Genomic DNA, 12763 nt, shown 5'->3' on the forward strand with positions numbered 1-12763 from the left:
TGTCGGGGTCGCGCGCGTCGTCCGGACGCTCCCCGGTCACGCGCTCAGCCCCAGGTCGGCCAGCCCGATCGCCGCGAAGTACGGGTAGCCGGCCGCCTCGATGCGCTCCTTCGCGCCGGTGTCGCGGTCGACGACGACGGCCACGGCGGCGATGATCGCGCCCTCGCGCTCGAGCGCCTCGGCGGCCTTCAGCGGCGAGCCGCCCGTGGTGGAGGTGTCCTCGAGGACGACGACGCGCTTGCCGCGGACGTCGGGCCCCTCGACCTGACGGCCGCGGCCGTGGTCCTTCGGCTCCTTGCGCACGACGAACGCGTCGTAGGCGAGCCCGCGCGCCGCGGCCTGGTGCAGCACGGCGCTCGCGATCGGGTCGGCACCCATCGTGAGGCCTCCCACAGCGTCCACGTCCGGCACCTGCTGCAGCAGGTCCGTCATGACCTGGCCGATCAGCGGAGCGACCCGGTGGTCGAGGCTGACCTTGCGCAGGTCGATGTAGTACGACGCCTGCTTGCCGCTGGTGAGCGTGAAGTCGCCGTGGAACACCGCGTCTGCGGAGATGTGCTGGATCAGCTGGTCGCGCGTGTCGGTCACAGCCCACAAGGGTAGTCGCTCGGCCCCGGAACGCCATCGCCAGGCGGCGTCACGGCTCGCTCGGTACGCTCCGCTCATGTCCCCCGTCGCGCCCGGTCCGTCCGGCCGCGCTGCGGCCCCGGAGCCGGTCGCGATCGCCGCCCCACGTCCGCCGTCCCGCCGTCGGTGGGCAGCGGTCGGCCGGGAGGCACTGGGCGCCGCCGTCGCGCTCGCCCTGTCCGTCATCGCCCTCGGCCACGTCCTGGTCACCGAGCGGGTCGCCCTGCTCTGGTACGACGGCGACTCTGTCCTGCTGCCGCTCGTCGAGCGGTCGATCCGCCTCGGGCAGCCGTTCGAGTGGGCGATGTCGCCGGCGCTGTTCTTCTTCCCGGAGCTGCCCGTCTACCTGCTCTGCTCCCTCGTCACGGCGACCCCGCAGCAGGCCCTGGCGCTCAACGGCGTGCTCGTGCTGCTCGCCGTGTACGCGCTGGTGCGGGCTGCGGCGAACGAGCTCATGCCCGCCGCTCGCAGGTCGGCGCGGATCACGGTGTCCGCCCTCGCGCTCGGGTTCGTGACCGCGATCGTGCTGACGGAGTACACCGCCACCGCGACCTCGCTCGAACTGGGTTCCCTGCTGCTGACGATGACCTACTACTACGGTGCGCTGCTCGCGATGCTCGGGACCGCGGTCCTGGCGCTCCGTGCCGTGCGGACCGGCCGGGCCTCCGCGACCGTCCTCGTCGTCACCGGGCTCGTCGCGGCGTGCACCACGGCGTCGAACCCGCTCTACGTTCCGTGGTCGGCGGCACCCGTCGTCGTGACCCTCGTGCTGCTCACGCTCGCGCGCCGTGTCCCGTGGCGCCCGACGGTGTGGATGTCGGGCGCCCTCGTGGCGGGGTCCGTCGTCGGGTACCTGCTCCGGATCCCGCTCGCGCCGTTCGTGTCGCTCGACCCGTCGACGTACGTCCACCCGGAGCAGGCCGGGCGGACGCTCGCCTTCTTCGCGGCGCTGACCGACGACCGCGCCGGGTCGGCCCGGGGCGACGCCGAGCTGCTGCTGCTCTTCGCCGGCGTCGTGCTCGCGGTCGGTGGCACGGTGTGGGCCTGGCGCGTGCGGACCGCGCGGACCGTGCTCGTCGCGACGGTGCTGCCGCTGGTGACGGTCGTGGCGGTGTCCGTCGGGGTGGTCGTCGCCGGCTCGCAGACCCCGCGGTACCTGGAGCCGATCGTGACCGCGCCGCTCCTGGCCCTCGTCGCGGTCGCGGAGCTCGTGCGCTCCGCCGTCCGCCGGACCCGGGTCCACCGGCCTCGTCGCGGCGTGCAGCTCGCCGTGGCGCTCGCGGCGGCGGTCGTCCTGCTCGGCGGGGTGACCGTGGCACCGAGCACGGTCGGTGCCGTCGCATCGGCCCGGTACGCGCCGGCGGCGTGCCTCGACCGCTGGGCGGACGGACGGAAGGTCACCGGCGTCGGGCAGTTCTGGACGGTCCGGCCCCTGGCCGCGTACGCGTCGGACGACGTCGAGCTCCTGCAGGTCCGGGACACCTTCGAGACCTACCCGTGGCTCGTCGACCTCGGTGCCTACCGGGACGCGGAGCCGACCTTCGTGGTGATCGGTGCGAACGACGTCTGGACCACCGCGGTCGAGGACTCGCTCGGTGCCCCGGCGACCATCACGCACTGCACCGGGTTCGACGTCTACGACTACGCGGGCACGGTCGGCGCGGCACTGCTGCAGCGTGACGTGGTGGGCAGCGCGGACGCGATCCGACGCGAACGGGGCTTCTGAGGCGCGAACGGGGGCTCCTCCAGGGCGGATCGCGGCACCCGGAGCCGTCGGGAGTTCTCCACAGGCGGCGCGGCGGCGTGTCGAGTCGGCTGTACGGATGTATAGGCTCGACCCCGTGACTCGCTCCACCAGCCACCGCGTCCCGCGCCCCGCTCTCCGTCTCCGCATCGCTGCCACCGGCCTCGCCCTGGCCGGCCTGCTCGCGACGGTGCTCGTCGACGCGCCGAGCGCGAGCGCCGCGAAGTACCCCTCGTGGGACGAGGTCCTGGCAGCACGGGGCCAGGAGTCCGCGAAGCAGGAGCAGATCACGCAGATCCGCGGCATCATCTCCGGCCTGTCGGACCAGGTGCAGGCTGCCGAGGCCGAGGCGAAACGCCTCGGTGACGACTTCTTCGCGGCGCAGGGCAAGGCGCAGGAAGCCGCCGAGACCGAGCAGAAGCTCCGCGCCGAGGCCGACGAGCACGCCGAGATCGCCGAGCGCAGCGCGTCGCAGGCGGGGCAGTTCGCGGCGCAGATGGCACGACACGGCGGTGCGGACGTGACGGCGTCGGTCCTGGCCGAGGGCGAGGGAGCCCGCGACCTGCTCTACGACCTCGGTGCGCTGAGCAAGCTCTCGGAGCAGGCCGAGCGGGTCGAGGCCGCCGCGAGTGCCGATGCCTCGGTCGCCCGGTCGCTGACCGCGCAGGCCGACCGGGCGTCGCAGGCGCTCGAGGAGCGCGCTGCCGAGGCCGAGCGCACGATGCAGGCCGCCCAGGCCGCTGCCGACAAGGTCCAGGCCGCGTACGACGAGCAGCAGGAGAACAAGGCGCGACTCGACGCCCAGCTCGCGACCCTGACCTCGGGCCGTGTGCGCACCGAGGCCGAGTTCGCCGAGGGCGAGGCGGTGCGCAAGGCGGCTGAGGAGAAGGCCCGGCAAGAGGCCGAGGCTGCGCGACAGCGCGAGATCCAGCGTCAGGCTGCAGCCGCAGCCAACCGCGGCGGCGGCGGTGGCGGGGCGCCTGCTCCGGCTGCCGGCGGTGGCGGTGGCGGCGGGGTCGGTTCCGGCTCCGGCACCGGCTGGGTCCGCCCCGGCGGCGGGTACGTCATCAGCCCGTACGGGTACCGCGTCCACCCGATCACCGGTCGCGTCACGAAGCACGACGGCCTCGACCTGACGAGCGGCTGCTCGACGGCGATCGTCGCGGCCTCGGCGGGCACGGTCGAGTACGTCGGCTGGTACGGCGGGTACGGCAACTACGTCCGGATCAACCACGGCGGCGGCGTCGCGACGGCCTACGGCCACATCGTGAACGGTGGCTTCCGGGTGTCGCCCGGCCAGCGGGTCTCCGCCGGGCAGCTCATCGCCCTGGTCGGCTCGACGGGCAACTCGACCGGGTGCCACCTGCACTACGAGGTCCACATCAACGGCGCCACGACCGACCCCGCGCCGTTCATGGCGGCGCGCGGCGTCCGCTTCTAGGCGGGAGGGCGCGCGAGCAGCGTGCCAGCCGCCACCGGTAGGTTCGATCCCATGCGCGTCGCGACCTGGAACGTGAACTCCGTCCGCACCCGAGTGGGCCGGATCGTGGACTGGCTGGTGCGCGAGGACGTCGACGTCCTCGGCATGCAGGAGATCAAGTGCAAGCCGGAGCAGTTCCCGGTCGAGGCGTTCGAGGCCGCCGGGTACCAGGTCGAGGCACACGGGCTGAACCAGTGGAACGGGGTCGCGTTCGCCAGCCGCCTGCCCATGGAGGACGTCACCCGCGACTTCCCCGGCCAGCCCGGGTTCCTCAAGGGTCACGAGGGGCCGGACCTGCCAGTCGAGGCCCGCGCGATGGGTGTCACCGTCGACGGCGTCCGACTCTGGAGCCTCTACGTCCCCAACGGCCGCGAGCTCGGCGACCCGCACTACACGTACAAGCTCGACTGGCTCGCGCAGCTGGCCGACCGCACGACCGAGTGGCTCGAGGCCGAACCGGACACCCCGCTCGCGCTGATGGGCGACTGGAACGTCGCACCGCTCGACCAGGACGTCTGGGACGTCCGGGTGTTCGAGGGCGCCACGCACGTCAGCGAACCGGAGCGCGACGCCTTCCGGGAGTTCGAGGCCCGCGGCCTGCAGGACGTCGTCCGCCCGCTGGTGCCCGAGGGCTACACCTACTGGGACTACAAGTCGCTCCGCTTCCCCCGCAACGAGGGCATGCGCATCGACTTCGTCCTCGGTTCGCAGGCGTTCGCGGACGTCACGGTCGGCGCGACGATCCACCGCGACGAGCGGAAGGGCGATGCCCCGAGCGACCACGTCCCCGTGTCGGTCGACCTCGACCTGGAGACCTCGCTCGACGACGACCGCCCGATGATCTTCTGACGCCGGAACGGTCACGACGCGCGATCCGGTCAACTCCGACCGGACGCCGGGACGGCTCCGACCGGACGTCGGGACGGCTCCGGCCGGACATCGGCGCGCCGCGAGGGCCCTGGGCGCACGGGCGCAGCTGCGCCGAGCGGGTACGACATGCCGCGCGCCGGTCACCCGTCGGGCTCGATCGGTCGCTCGAAGCCGTCGAGCGTCACAGGAGTGGCCCGCTCGGCACTCCCGCCGCTCCTCCGTCACGCGGGACCCGGTCGCCCCGCCCGCTGCTACGGGTGCAGGAGCGCGGCGATGACGACCAGGACCGGCACGGCACCGATCGTCGAGACGAGCACCACGTCACGCGCGACCGGGACGGCCGCCTGGTAGCGCTGCGCGTAGTTGAACACGTTCTGGGCCGCCGGCAGCGCACCGAGGGTGGTCAGGACGAACACGTCCTGGTCGCCGAGCCCGAAGACGGACCGGGCGACGACGAACGCCACAGCCGGCATCACGAGCAGCTTCAGCGCCGAGGCCACGAGCACGTCCGGCCGGGTGGCACGGTCCCGCAGCGGCGTCGCTCCGTGCAGGCTCATGCCGAAGGACAGCAGCACGACCGGTACCGCCGCGGCGCCGACGAGCGAGAACGGCTCGAGCACCGGCTCCGGGATCTCGAGCCGCAGCGCGGAGCACACGAGCCCGGCGAGCGAGGCGATGATGATCGGGTTCCGGAAGGGTCCGGCGACCCGTGACCGCCACCCGCCACCGCCCGCCGTCGCCGCGTCGAGCACGGTCAGCGCGAGCGGGGCCAGCACGACGAGCTGCAGCAGGATGACGGGCACGACCGCGGTGGCCTGGCCGAGCACGTAGACCGCGACCGGCAGGCCGATGTTGTTGGCGTTGACGTAGCCGGAGGCCAGCGCACCGACCGTGGTCGTCGCGACCGACCGCCGGAGCACCAACCGGAACAGCACGACGGCGACGAGCCCGACCGTCACGGCACTGACGAGCGACACCCAGAGCATCGGTGACACGAGCGACTCGATGTGCGCCGTGGCGATGGTGTGGAAGAGCAGGCACGGCATGAGCACGAAGAACGCGAGGCGGCTCATCACGAACTGTGCGTGCGGTCCGAGCAGGCGGACGCGGCCGACCACGTACCCGGCGGCGATGATCGCGCCGATGATCGCGAACCCCGTCAACACGCCACCCATCGCGTCCCATCCTCGCAGCCCGGAGCCGCCGTCGGCGACCAGGACGGCAACACGTGCAGCACGAGCCGCGCAGCCGCACGCGCGAGCACGCGAGCGCCCACGCGCCTGCCCCGCTCCCGCCCACATGTGACGTCACTCAGGCCGGAAATGCGAACGCATCGACTACCGTTGCAGCCACCATGACCTCGACGCCCGAGACGCTCACCCGTTCGACCGACTCCAGCCAGCCGCTCGTGCCGCTGCTCGAGGAGCGCTGGAGCCCGCGCTCCTACGACGACACCGCGACCGTGACCGACGCCCAGCTCGACGCCGTCCTCGAGGCCGCTCGCTGGGCCGCGTCCGCGATGAACCACCAGCCGCGCCGCTTCATCGCCGGCCGCCGCGGGACCGACACCTTCGCGAAGATCAACGACAACCTGCTCGGCTTCAACGCCGCGTGGGCCTTCCGCGCCAGCGCCCTGGTCGTCGGCATCCTCGAGACCACGACCGAGGACGGTGAGGAGCGCCCCTTCGCCCAGTACGACCTCGGACAGTCCCTCACCGCGCTGACCGTCCAGGCGCACGCCGAGGGCCTCCACGTCCACCAGATGGCCGGCATCGACGCCGAGGGCCTGCGCGCCGCCTTCGACCTGCCCGAGCGCTTCCTGCCCTACACGGTGACGGCGATCGGCACGGTGGCCGACCCGTCGCAGCTCGACGACAAGGCTGCCGAGCGCGAGGTCGCCCCGCGCACCCGCCTGCCCCTCGACGAGGTCGTCCTCGTCAAGGAGTGACGAGGACGCAGCAGCGCCCCACCGCGCAGCAGCGCCGGACCGCGCAGCAGCGCCGGACCGCGCAGCAGCGCCCCACGACGGCCGGATCCCGACGGGACCCGGCCGTCGTACCATGTACGGACATGGATCAGCAGCAGCAGCCCGAGATGCACTTCACCACACGCAAGTGGGTCCGCCCCGAGGACCTCAACGCGAACGGCACGCTGTTCGGCGGCAGCCTGCTCCGCTGGATCGACGAAGAGGCCGCCGTCTACGCGATCATCCAGCTGGGCAACGGCAAGGTCGTCACGAAGTACATGTCCGAGATCGTCTTCGTGTCGGCGGCGCGCGAGGGCGACATCGTCGAGATCGGCCTCGTCGCGACCCGGTTCGGCCGCACCTCGTTGACGATGCGGGCCGAGGCACGGAACCTCTTCACGCACCGCAGCATCGTGACCATCGACGAGATCGTGTTCGTGAACCTCGACGAGGACGGCAACCCGGCGCCGCACGGCTGGACGGACATCACCTACGCCCGCGACCGCGTCCCCGCCGCCCACCGCGCCTGACGGAGGCGGCAGCTGACAGAATCGGGGGCATGACCACGCCCCGCCTCGTCGCCTTCGACCTCGACGACACCCTCGCCCCGTCGAAGTCCCCGCTCGACCCGCGCATGCTCGAGACGTTCGCCGCCCTGCTCGCCACCGTGCCGGTCGCGGTCATCTCGGGCGGCAACTTCCAGCAGTTCGAGCAGCAGCTCGTGCTCCCGCTCCGCGAGCGTGCGGGCCTCGTGCTCGACGACCTGCACCTGCTGCCGACCTGCGGCACGGCGTACTACCGCTGGTCGGGGTCCGACTGGGCGCTGCAGTACGCCGAGGACCTGACGGACGACGAGAAGGCCCGCGCCCTCGCCGCGGTCGAGTCGCAGGCGAAGGCGGCCGGCTACTGGGAGTCCGAGACCTGGGGCGAGATCCTCGAGGACCGCGGGTCGCAGATCACGTTCTCGGCGCTCGGCCAGTCCGCTCCGGTGGACGTCAAGAAGCGCTGGGACCCGACCGGCGAGAAGAAGGACCACCTGCGCCGCCTCGTCCAGGCCGAGCTCCCCGACCTCGAGGTCCGCTCCGGCGGGTCGACCAGCGTCGACATCACCCGCAAGGGCATCGACAAGGCGTACGGCATGCGCCGCCTCGCCGAGCTGACCGGCATCGCGCTCGACGACATGCTGTTCGTCGGCGACCGGCTCGACCCGGAGGGCAACGACTACCCGGTGAAGGCGCTCGGCGTCCCCTGCCACGCCGTGGAGGGCTGGGAGGACACGGACGCGTTCCTCACGGAGCTCATCCCCACCCTGCAGTGAGCCCCCTGCGCTGACGCGCTCACGGACGGACGGGAGGCCCGGTGCCAGCTGGCACCGGGCCTCCCGTCCGTCTCGTGGTGACGTCGCGCGTGCGCGTCAGGGGATGCTGCGGACCGCCTCGACGAAGGAGCGGATCTTCGCGGCGTCCTTGACGCTGCGCTCCGACTCGACGCCGCTCGACACGTCGACCCCGTCCGGGTCGAGGGCCTGCACGGCGGCGACGACGTTGGCGGGCGTCAGACCGCCGGCGAGGATCCAGGCCTCGTCCACGCGTCCTGCGAGCGTCGACGGGTCGACCAGCGTCCCGCTGCCCGGCACCGCGGCGTCGAGCAGCAGCAGGTCGTGGTCGTACTCCGCGCGCTGCTCGACGGTCTCGCGCAGGTAGTCGTCGGCGGAGACGGCGCGGATGGTGAAGAACCCGGCGTCACGGGCGCGGGCGAAGTCGCTGACCGACTCACGGCCGTGCAGCTGCAGGGTGGTGAGCCCGACCTCGGACGCGATGCCCACGACCTCGTCGATCTGCTGGTCGCGGAAGACGCCGACGGCGTCGATGCCCTCGGGCACCCGCTCGACGAGCTCCTTCGCGAGGTCGGCCGTCACGGTCCTGGGGCTGCCGGCGGCGAAGACGAACCCGACCGCGTCGGCACCGGCGTCCACGGCGGCGTCCACGGTCTCGGGCGTCGACAGGCCGCAGATCTTGATCCAGCGCTGGTCGGTCATGTCACCATCCTGCCAGGCACCGCCGTCCCCGGACGGATGCGCTCAGTGCAGGGTTCCCGCGACGTAGGCGGCGGCGCACGCGGCGAGCACGCCGAACGTCGCGAACGAGCCCACGAGCACGTTCCGACGACGCCAGCGTCGCACCGCGGTGAAGGTGCCACGCTTGGCGTGCTTGTGCGCCGCGCGGTGCAGCTTGTGGTCGCGCTTGTGCTTCGTGCGCTCCGGACCGAGCGGGACCGGGCCGGTGACCTGCGTCGACCCACCGCGCAGCGCGTTCGCGATCGCCACGGCCGTCGGGCGCCTGGCCGGGTCGCGGTGGGTCATCTTGGCGAGCAGGTCCTTCCACTCGGCACCGACCTCCGCGGGGACCTGCGGGTCGTTCCGGAGCCGCGCGAGGGCCGCCTCGATGAGCGTGCCGGAGTACTCCTGCTTGCCGGTCAGCGACTCGAGCAGCACCAGGCCGAGCGAGTAGACGTCGGTGGCGAAGCCGATCGGCTCACCCGCGACCTGCTCGGGGCTGAGGTACGCCGCGGTGCCGATGATCGTGCCGTCGTTGGTCAGGCGGGAGCCGTCGACGAAGTGCGCGACGCCGAAGTCGGTGAGCTTGACCGAGCGGGCGAAGCCGGACGCGCCCTCGTCGTTGATCAGGATGTTCGCCGGCTTGACGTCGCGGTGCACGATGCCGCGCGAGTGCACGTACGCCAGGGCGTCGGCGAGCTGCGCGCCGAGGTCGGCGACCTCGTAGTTGTGCAGCGCACCGCCCGCGAGCCGCCGGAGCAGCGTCGTGTCGGCGATGAGCTCCATCACGATGAAGCGGTGCGGCCCGTCCTCGAACTCGTGGGTCCCGGCGTCGTAGAGCGGCACGAGGCCCGGGTGCGAGAGCATGCTGAGCAGGCGGATCTCGCGCTCCTGGCGGACCCGGTCGGCCGTCGTCATCGAGTCCGGCGTCGCGAAGAGCTTCACGGCGACGAGCCGGTAGGTGTGCTCGTCGCGGGCCTCGTACACGGAACCCATGCCACCGGTACCGATGAGCCTGACGAGCCGGTAGCGGCCGGAGAGGACCGTGTCGGCTCGTGCGCTGTCGACCAGGGTCATGCTGCACGTCGTTCCGTCTGGAGCCATCGGGGACCGCGGCACACGCCGGCGAACTGACTCGCCGTCAACGGTACGCGTCCCACCTCGATCCCGCAGGGGCGTTACGACATCGTGATGGGGGACAGATGCCCGTGGATCCGCGGATCCACGGGGGTAGCGTCCGGGTCCACGCAACCACACCGACTACGCAAGGAGGACATCGTGGCGCTGTCGAAGGGCGACGAGGTGCACTGGAACACCTCGCAGGGCAAGACGACCGGCAAGCTCGTCGAGAAGAAGACGAAGGACTTCACGTTCGACGGTCAGGACTTCAAGCCGACGGACGACGACCCGTACTGGATCATCGAGTCGGAGAAGTCCGGCAACAAGGCCGCCCACAAGGAGTCGGCCCTCACGAAGAAGTGACCCGTCAGTCGTTCGCGGACGTCGCACGACGGCGTCCGCGAACGGCTCCGGTCGGCTGCGCGTCCTGCTCCGCCGACCGCCGCTCCGTCGATCGCCGCTCTGCCCGCTCGGCGCGGACTCGGCGGATGCGTCGGACCACGAAGGTGACGACCACGACAGCGATCGCCACGTAGAGCACGCGGTCGATCCACTCGGTGTACTGCTCGACCTTGTCGTACTGCGTGCCGAACGCGGCACCGAGCAGCACGAGCGCGCTGTTCCAGATGCCACTGGCGATGATCGTGAAGGCCGAGAACGGCACCAGGTGCATCCGGTCCGCACCGGCGGGCAGCGAGATCAGGCTGCGGACGATCGGTACGAAGCGGCCGAAGAAGACGGCGCTCTTGCCGTGGCGGTGGAACCAGTCGGCAGCCTTGCGGAAGTCGTCCTCGTCGACGAGCGGCAGCCGTCCGAGCAGTCGCACGGTCCGCTCGAACCCGATCACCGCGCCGAGCCAGTAGAGCACGAGCGCGCCGAGGTACGACCCGAGCGTCGCCAGCACCAGCACGAGCACGAGGTTCATCTGCCCGGCGCCGGCCAGGAAGCCCGCGAGGGGCAGGATGACCTCGGACGGGATCGGCGGGAACACCGTCTCGACGAAGAGCATCAGTGCGACGCCCCACTCCCCCAGCGCGTCGATGAGCTGCAGCACGAAGCCCGACAGGCCGCCGAGGTCCTCGGTGCCCTCCGGCCGGGAGCCCGCGGCAGCGGTGGTCACGGTCAGGGTCGGCGGCAGCGTGAGGGCGGTCGTCATGCCCCGAGTCTCCCTGAGCGTCCTGACAGATCGCGGTGCGCGTCCGCGCAAGCGTCGGACGCCGGCGTCTCGCCGAGACGCCCCTGTCCGGCCGTCGTCGGTGCCGCTCCCGAGACGCCGGCGTCGGACCGAGACGCCTCGTCCCCGCCGAGACTCCCCCGGATTCCGCGGCGTCTCGGCAGCAGGCCGGCGTCTCGAGGAGACGCCGGCGTCGTGCGGAGACGCCGGCCGCAGGGCCAGACCCGCCCCGACGACGGACGGGAGGCCCGGCGCCAGCTGGCACCGAGCCTCCCGTCCCAGGTGGTGACGACCGCTACACGGCGGCCGGCGCGCGCTGCCCGACCGTCTCGCCGGCCACCGCTGCCTGCTCGGCGGCCACGGACTCGGTGGCGGGCGACTTGCGCACCCACTTCTTCAGGGCGACCAGGACCAGCGCGGAGACGACCGTGCCGGCCAGGATCGCGACGACGAACATCGCGATGCCGCCGATGGCGAAGAAGACGAAGATGCCGCCGTGCGGAGCACGCGAGGTCACACCGGCCGCCATCGAGATCGCACCCGTGACCGCGGCACCGACCATCGACGCCGGGATGACGCGCAGCGGGTCGGCCGCGGCGAACGGGATCGCACCCTCGGAGATGAACGAGGCACCGAGGAGCCACGCGGCCTTGCCGTTCTCGCGCTCCGGCTTCGTGAAGCCCTTGCGGTAGAGCACGGTCGACGCGAGGGCCAGGGCCAGCGGCGGGACCATGCCGGCTGCCATGACGGCGGCCATGATCTCGAACGGCACGACGTTGCTCGCGGTGCCGGCACCGAGCCCGGCGACGGCGAACGAGTACGCCACCTTGTTGACCGGACCGCCGAGGTCGAACGCCATCATCAGGCCGAGGATGATGCCGAGCAGGATGACCGAGGCGCCGTTGAGCGAGTTGAGCCAGTCGGTGAGCTGGGTCATGAGCCAGGCGATCGGGCCGCCGAGCACGAGGAGCATGAGGCCGGAGGCGATGATCGACGCGAACAGCGGGATGATCACGACCGGCATCAGGCCACGGAGCCAGCGCCAGGTCGGGATGCGGCCGATCCAGTACGCGGCCGCACCGGCGATGAGACCACCGACGAGTCCGCCGAGGAAGCCGGCGTTCATGAACACGGCGATCGACCCGGCGACGAAGCCCGGCGCGATGCCGGGTCGGTCGGCGATCGCGTAGGCGATGTACCCGGCGAGGGCGGCGACGAGGAACCCGAGGGACACCCCGCCGATCTGGAACGCGGCGGCGCCGAGGTAGTAGCCGAGGCCCTCCGGCGGCAGGTTCAGCAGCGTGTAGTTCGTCAGCGTGTAGACAGCGTTGTTCTGCCCGGAGTCACCGTGCTGCAGCGCGATGCCGTAGCCCGAGAGCAGGAAGCCGAGGGCGATGAGGAGTCCACCGCCGGCGACGAACGGGATCATGTAGCTCACGCCGGTCAGCAGCCAGCGCTTGAGCGCCTGGCCGAAGTGCTCGTCGGCCTTGTTCGACTCGGAGGCGGTCGCGGCGCCGCCCTGCACGCGGGCGGCGTGCGGGTCGTCGGCGGCGCGGATGGCCTCGGCGATCATCGCGTCGGGCTCGTCGACACCGCGCTTGACCGGCCCGGAGACGAGCGGCTTGCCGGCGAAGCGGCTGCGGTCGCGGACGTCCACGTCCACCGCGAACACGACGGCGTCGGCGCGGGCGATGAGCGCCGGGTCGAGCGGCTCGACCTGCGAGGAG

13 protein-coding genes are annotated in these 12763 nt (G+C 72.1%); 7 read left to right on the forward strand and 6 right to left on the reverse strand.

Going from position 1 to position 12763, the window contains the following annotated elements:
* Positions 1-36: 36 nt before the first annotated feature.
* Positions 37-588, reverse strand: a complete 552-nt coding sequence (gene pyrE / locus D8M35_RS12605; protein ID WP_058729844.1) for an orotate phosphoribosyltransferase — start codon at positions 586-588, stop codon at positions 37-39.
* 76 nt (positions 589-664) lie between these two features.
* Here pyrE and D8M35_RS12610 point away from each other — a divergent pair, with 76 nt between their 5' ends.
* The 3 genes from D8M35_RS12610 to D8M35_RS12620 all read left to right on the forward strand — a co-directional run bounded on the left by D8M35_RS12610 (position 665) and on the right by D8M35_RS12620 (position 4700).
* Positions 665-2353: a hypothetical protein gene (locus D8M35_RS12610; RefSeq protein WP_126892174.1), complete on the forward strand. Its 1689-nt coding sequence runs from the start codon at positions 665-667 to the stop codon at positions 2351-2353.
* 115 nt (positions 2354-2468) lie between these two features.
* Positions 2469-3812, forward strand: coding sequence for a M23 family metallopeptidase (locus D8M35_RS12615; RefSeq protein WP_126892175.1), 1344 nt, complete (start codon positions 2469-2471; stop codon positions 3810-3812).
* 51 nt (positions 3813-3863) lie between these two features.
* Positions 3864-4700 carry an exodeoxyribonuclease III gene (locus D8M35_RS12620; RefSeq protein ID WP_126892176.1) on the forward strand — a complete coding sequence of 279 codons (837 nt, stop codon included), beginning with the start codon at positions 3864-3866 and terminating at the stop codon, positions 4698-4700.
* A gap of 272 nt (positions 4701-4972) precedes the next feature.
* Here D8M35_RS12620 and D8M35_RS12625 read toward each other — a convergent pair whose 3' ends face one another.
* On the reverse strand, positions 4973-5896 hold the full coding sequence (locus tag D8M35_RS12625) for an AEC family transporter (protein WP_126892177.1): 924 nt from the start codon (positions 5894-5896) through the stop codon (positions 4973-4975).
* A gap of 179 nt (positions 5897-6075) precedes the next feature.
* Here D8M35_RS12625 and D8M35_RS12630 point away from each other — a divergent pair, with 179 nt between their 5' ends.
* The 3 genes from D8M35_RS12630 (at position 6076) to D8M35_RS12640 (ending at position 8005) form a co-directional block, all read left to right on the forward strand.
* Positions 6076-6669 carry a nitroreductase family protein gene (locus tag D8M35_RS12630; protein WP_126892178.1) on the forward strand — a complete coding sequence of 198 codons (594 nt, stop codon included), beginning with the start codon at positions 6076-6078 and terminating at the stop codon, positions 6667-6669.
* Positions 6670-6791: 122 nt separating this feature from the next.
* Entirely contained in the window at positions 6792-7217 is a 426-nt protein-coding gene (locus tag D8M35_RS12635) for an acyl-CoA thioesterase (protein ID WP_126892179.1), read from the forward strand.
* A gap of 29 nt (positions 7218-7246) precedes the next feature.
* Positions 7247-8005, forward strand: a complete 759-nt coding sequence (locus D8M35_RS12640) for an HAD-IIB family hydrolase (RefSeq protein ID WP_126892180.1) — start codon at positions 7247-7249, stop codon at positions 8003-8005.
* 96 nt (positions 8006-8101) lie between these two features.
* On the opposite strand, the gene D8M35_RS12645 is transcribed toward D8M35_RS12640, so the two are convergent.
* A complete protein-coding gene (locus tag D8M35_RS12645; protein ID WP_126892181.1) occupies positions 8102-8725 on the reverse strand; it encodes a phosphoribosylanthranilate isomerase in 624 nt (207 codons plus the stop codon).
* A gap of 42 nt (positions 8726-8767) precedes the next feature.
* Complete coding sequence (locus tag D8M35_RS12650; RefSeq protein ID WP_161972660.1) at positions 8768-9820, reverse strand: serine/threonine-protein kinase; 1053 nt, start codon at positions 9818-9820, stop codon at positions 8768-8770.
* Positions 9821-10021: 201 nt separating this feature from the next.
* Here D8M35_RS12650 and D8M35_RS12655 point away from each other — a divergent pair, with 201 nt between their 5' ends.
* Positions 10022-10225: a DUF2945 domain-containing protein gene (locus D8M35_RS12655; RefSeq protein WP_058729617.1), complete on the forward strand. Its 204-nt coding sequence runs from the start codon at positions 10022-10024 to the stop codon at positions 10223-10225.
* A gap of 4 nt (positions 10226-10229) precedes the next feature.
* Here the strand turns inward: D8M35_RS12655 and D8M35_RS12660 are convergent, their stop codons facing one another.
* Both D8M35_RS12660 and D8M35_RS12665 read right to left on the reverse strand, forming a co-directional pair.
* Positions 10230-11018 carry a DedA family protein gene (locus tag D8M35_RS12660; RefSeq protein ID WP_238638224.1) on the reverse strand — a complete coding sequence of 263 codons (789 nt, stop codon included), beginning with the start codon at positions 11016-11018 and terminating at the stop codon, positions 10230-10232.
* Between the two features lie 313 nt (positions 11019-11331).
* On the reverse strand, positions 11332-12763 hold a 1432-nt coding region (locus tag D8M35_RS12665), incomplete at its 5' end, for a PTS fructose transporter subunit IIC (RefSeq protein WP_126892183.1).

It is taken from the genome of Curtobacterium sp. HSID17257 (assembly GCF_003989515.1).
In the GTDB taxonomy this organism is placed as follows: Bacteria; Actinomycetota; Actinomycetes; order Actinomycetales; family Microbacteriaceae; genus Curtobacterium.

What these genes read in the sequence shown, in the direction of transcription:
- D8M35_RS12625 (WP_126892177.1), bottom strand. Translation starts at nt 5,896, where the DNA reads ATGGGTGGCGTGTTGACGGGGTTCGCGATCATCGGCGCGATCATCGCC.
- D8M35_RS12630 (WP_126892178.1), top strand. Translation starts at nt 6,076, where the DNA reads ATGACCTCGACGCCCGAGACGCTCACCCGTTCGACCGACTCCAGCCAG.
- D8M35_RS12645 (WP_126892181.1), bottom strand. Translation starts at nt 8,725, where the DNA reads ATGACCGACCAGCGCTGGATCAAGATCTGCGGCCTGTCGACGCCCGAG.
- D8M35_RS12650 (WP_161972660.1), bottom strand. Translation starts at nt 9,820, where the DNA reads ATGACCCTGGTCGACAGCGCACGAGCCGACACGGTCCTCTCCGGCCGC.
- D8M35_RS12660 (WP_238638224.1), bottom strand. Translation starts at nt 11,018, where the DNA reads ATGACGACCGCCCTCACGCTGCCGCCGACCCTGACCGTGACCACCGCT.
- D8M35_RS12620 (WP_126892176.1), top strand. Translation starts at nt 3,864, where the DNA reads ATGCGCGTCGCGACCTGGAACGTGAACTCCGTCCGCACCCGAGTGGGC.
- D8M35_RS12640 (WP_126892180.1), top strand. Translation starts at nt 7,247, where the DNA reads ATGACCACGCCCCGCCTCGTCGCCTTCGACCTCGACGACACCCTCGCC.
- D8M35_RS12610 (WP_126892174.1), top strand. Translation starts at nt 665, where the DNA reads ATGTCCCCCGTCGCGCCCGGTCCGTCCGGCCGCGCTGCGGCCCCGGAG.
- D8M35_RS12635 (WP_126892179.1), top strand. Translation starts at nt 6,792, where the DNA reads ATGGATCAGCAGCAGCAGCCCGAGATGCACTTCACCACACGCAAGTGG.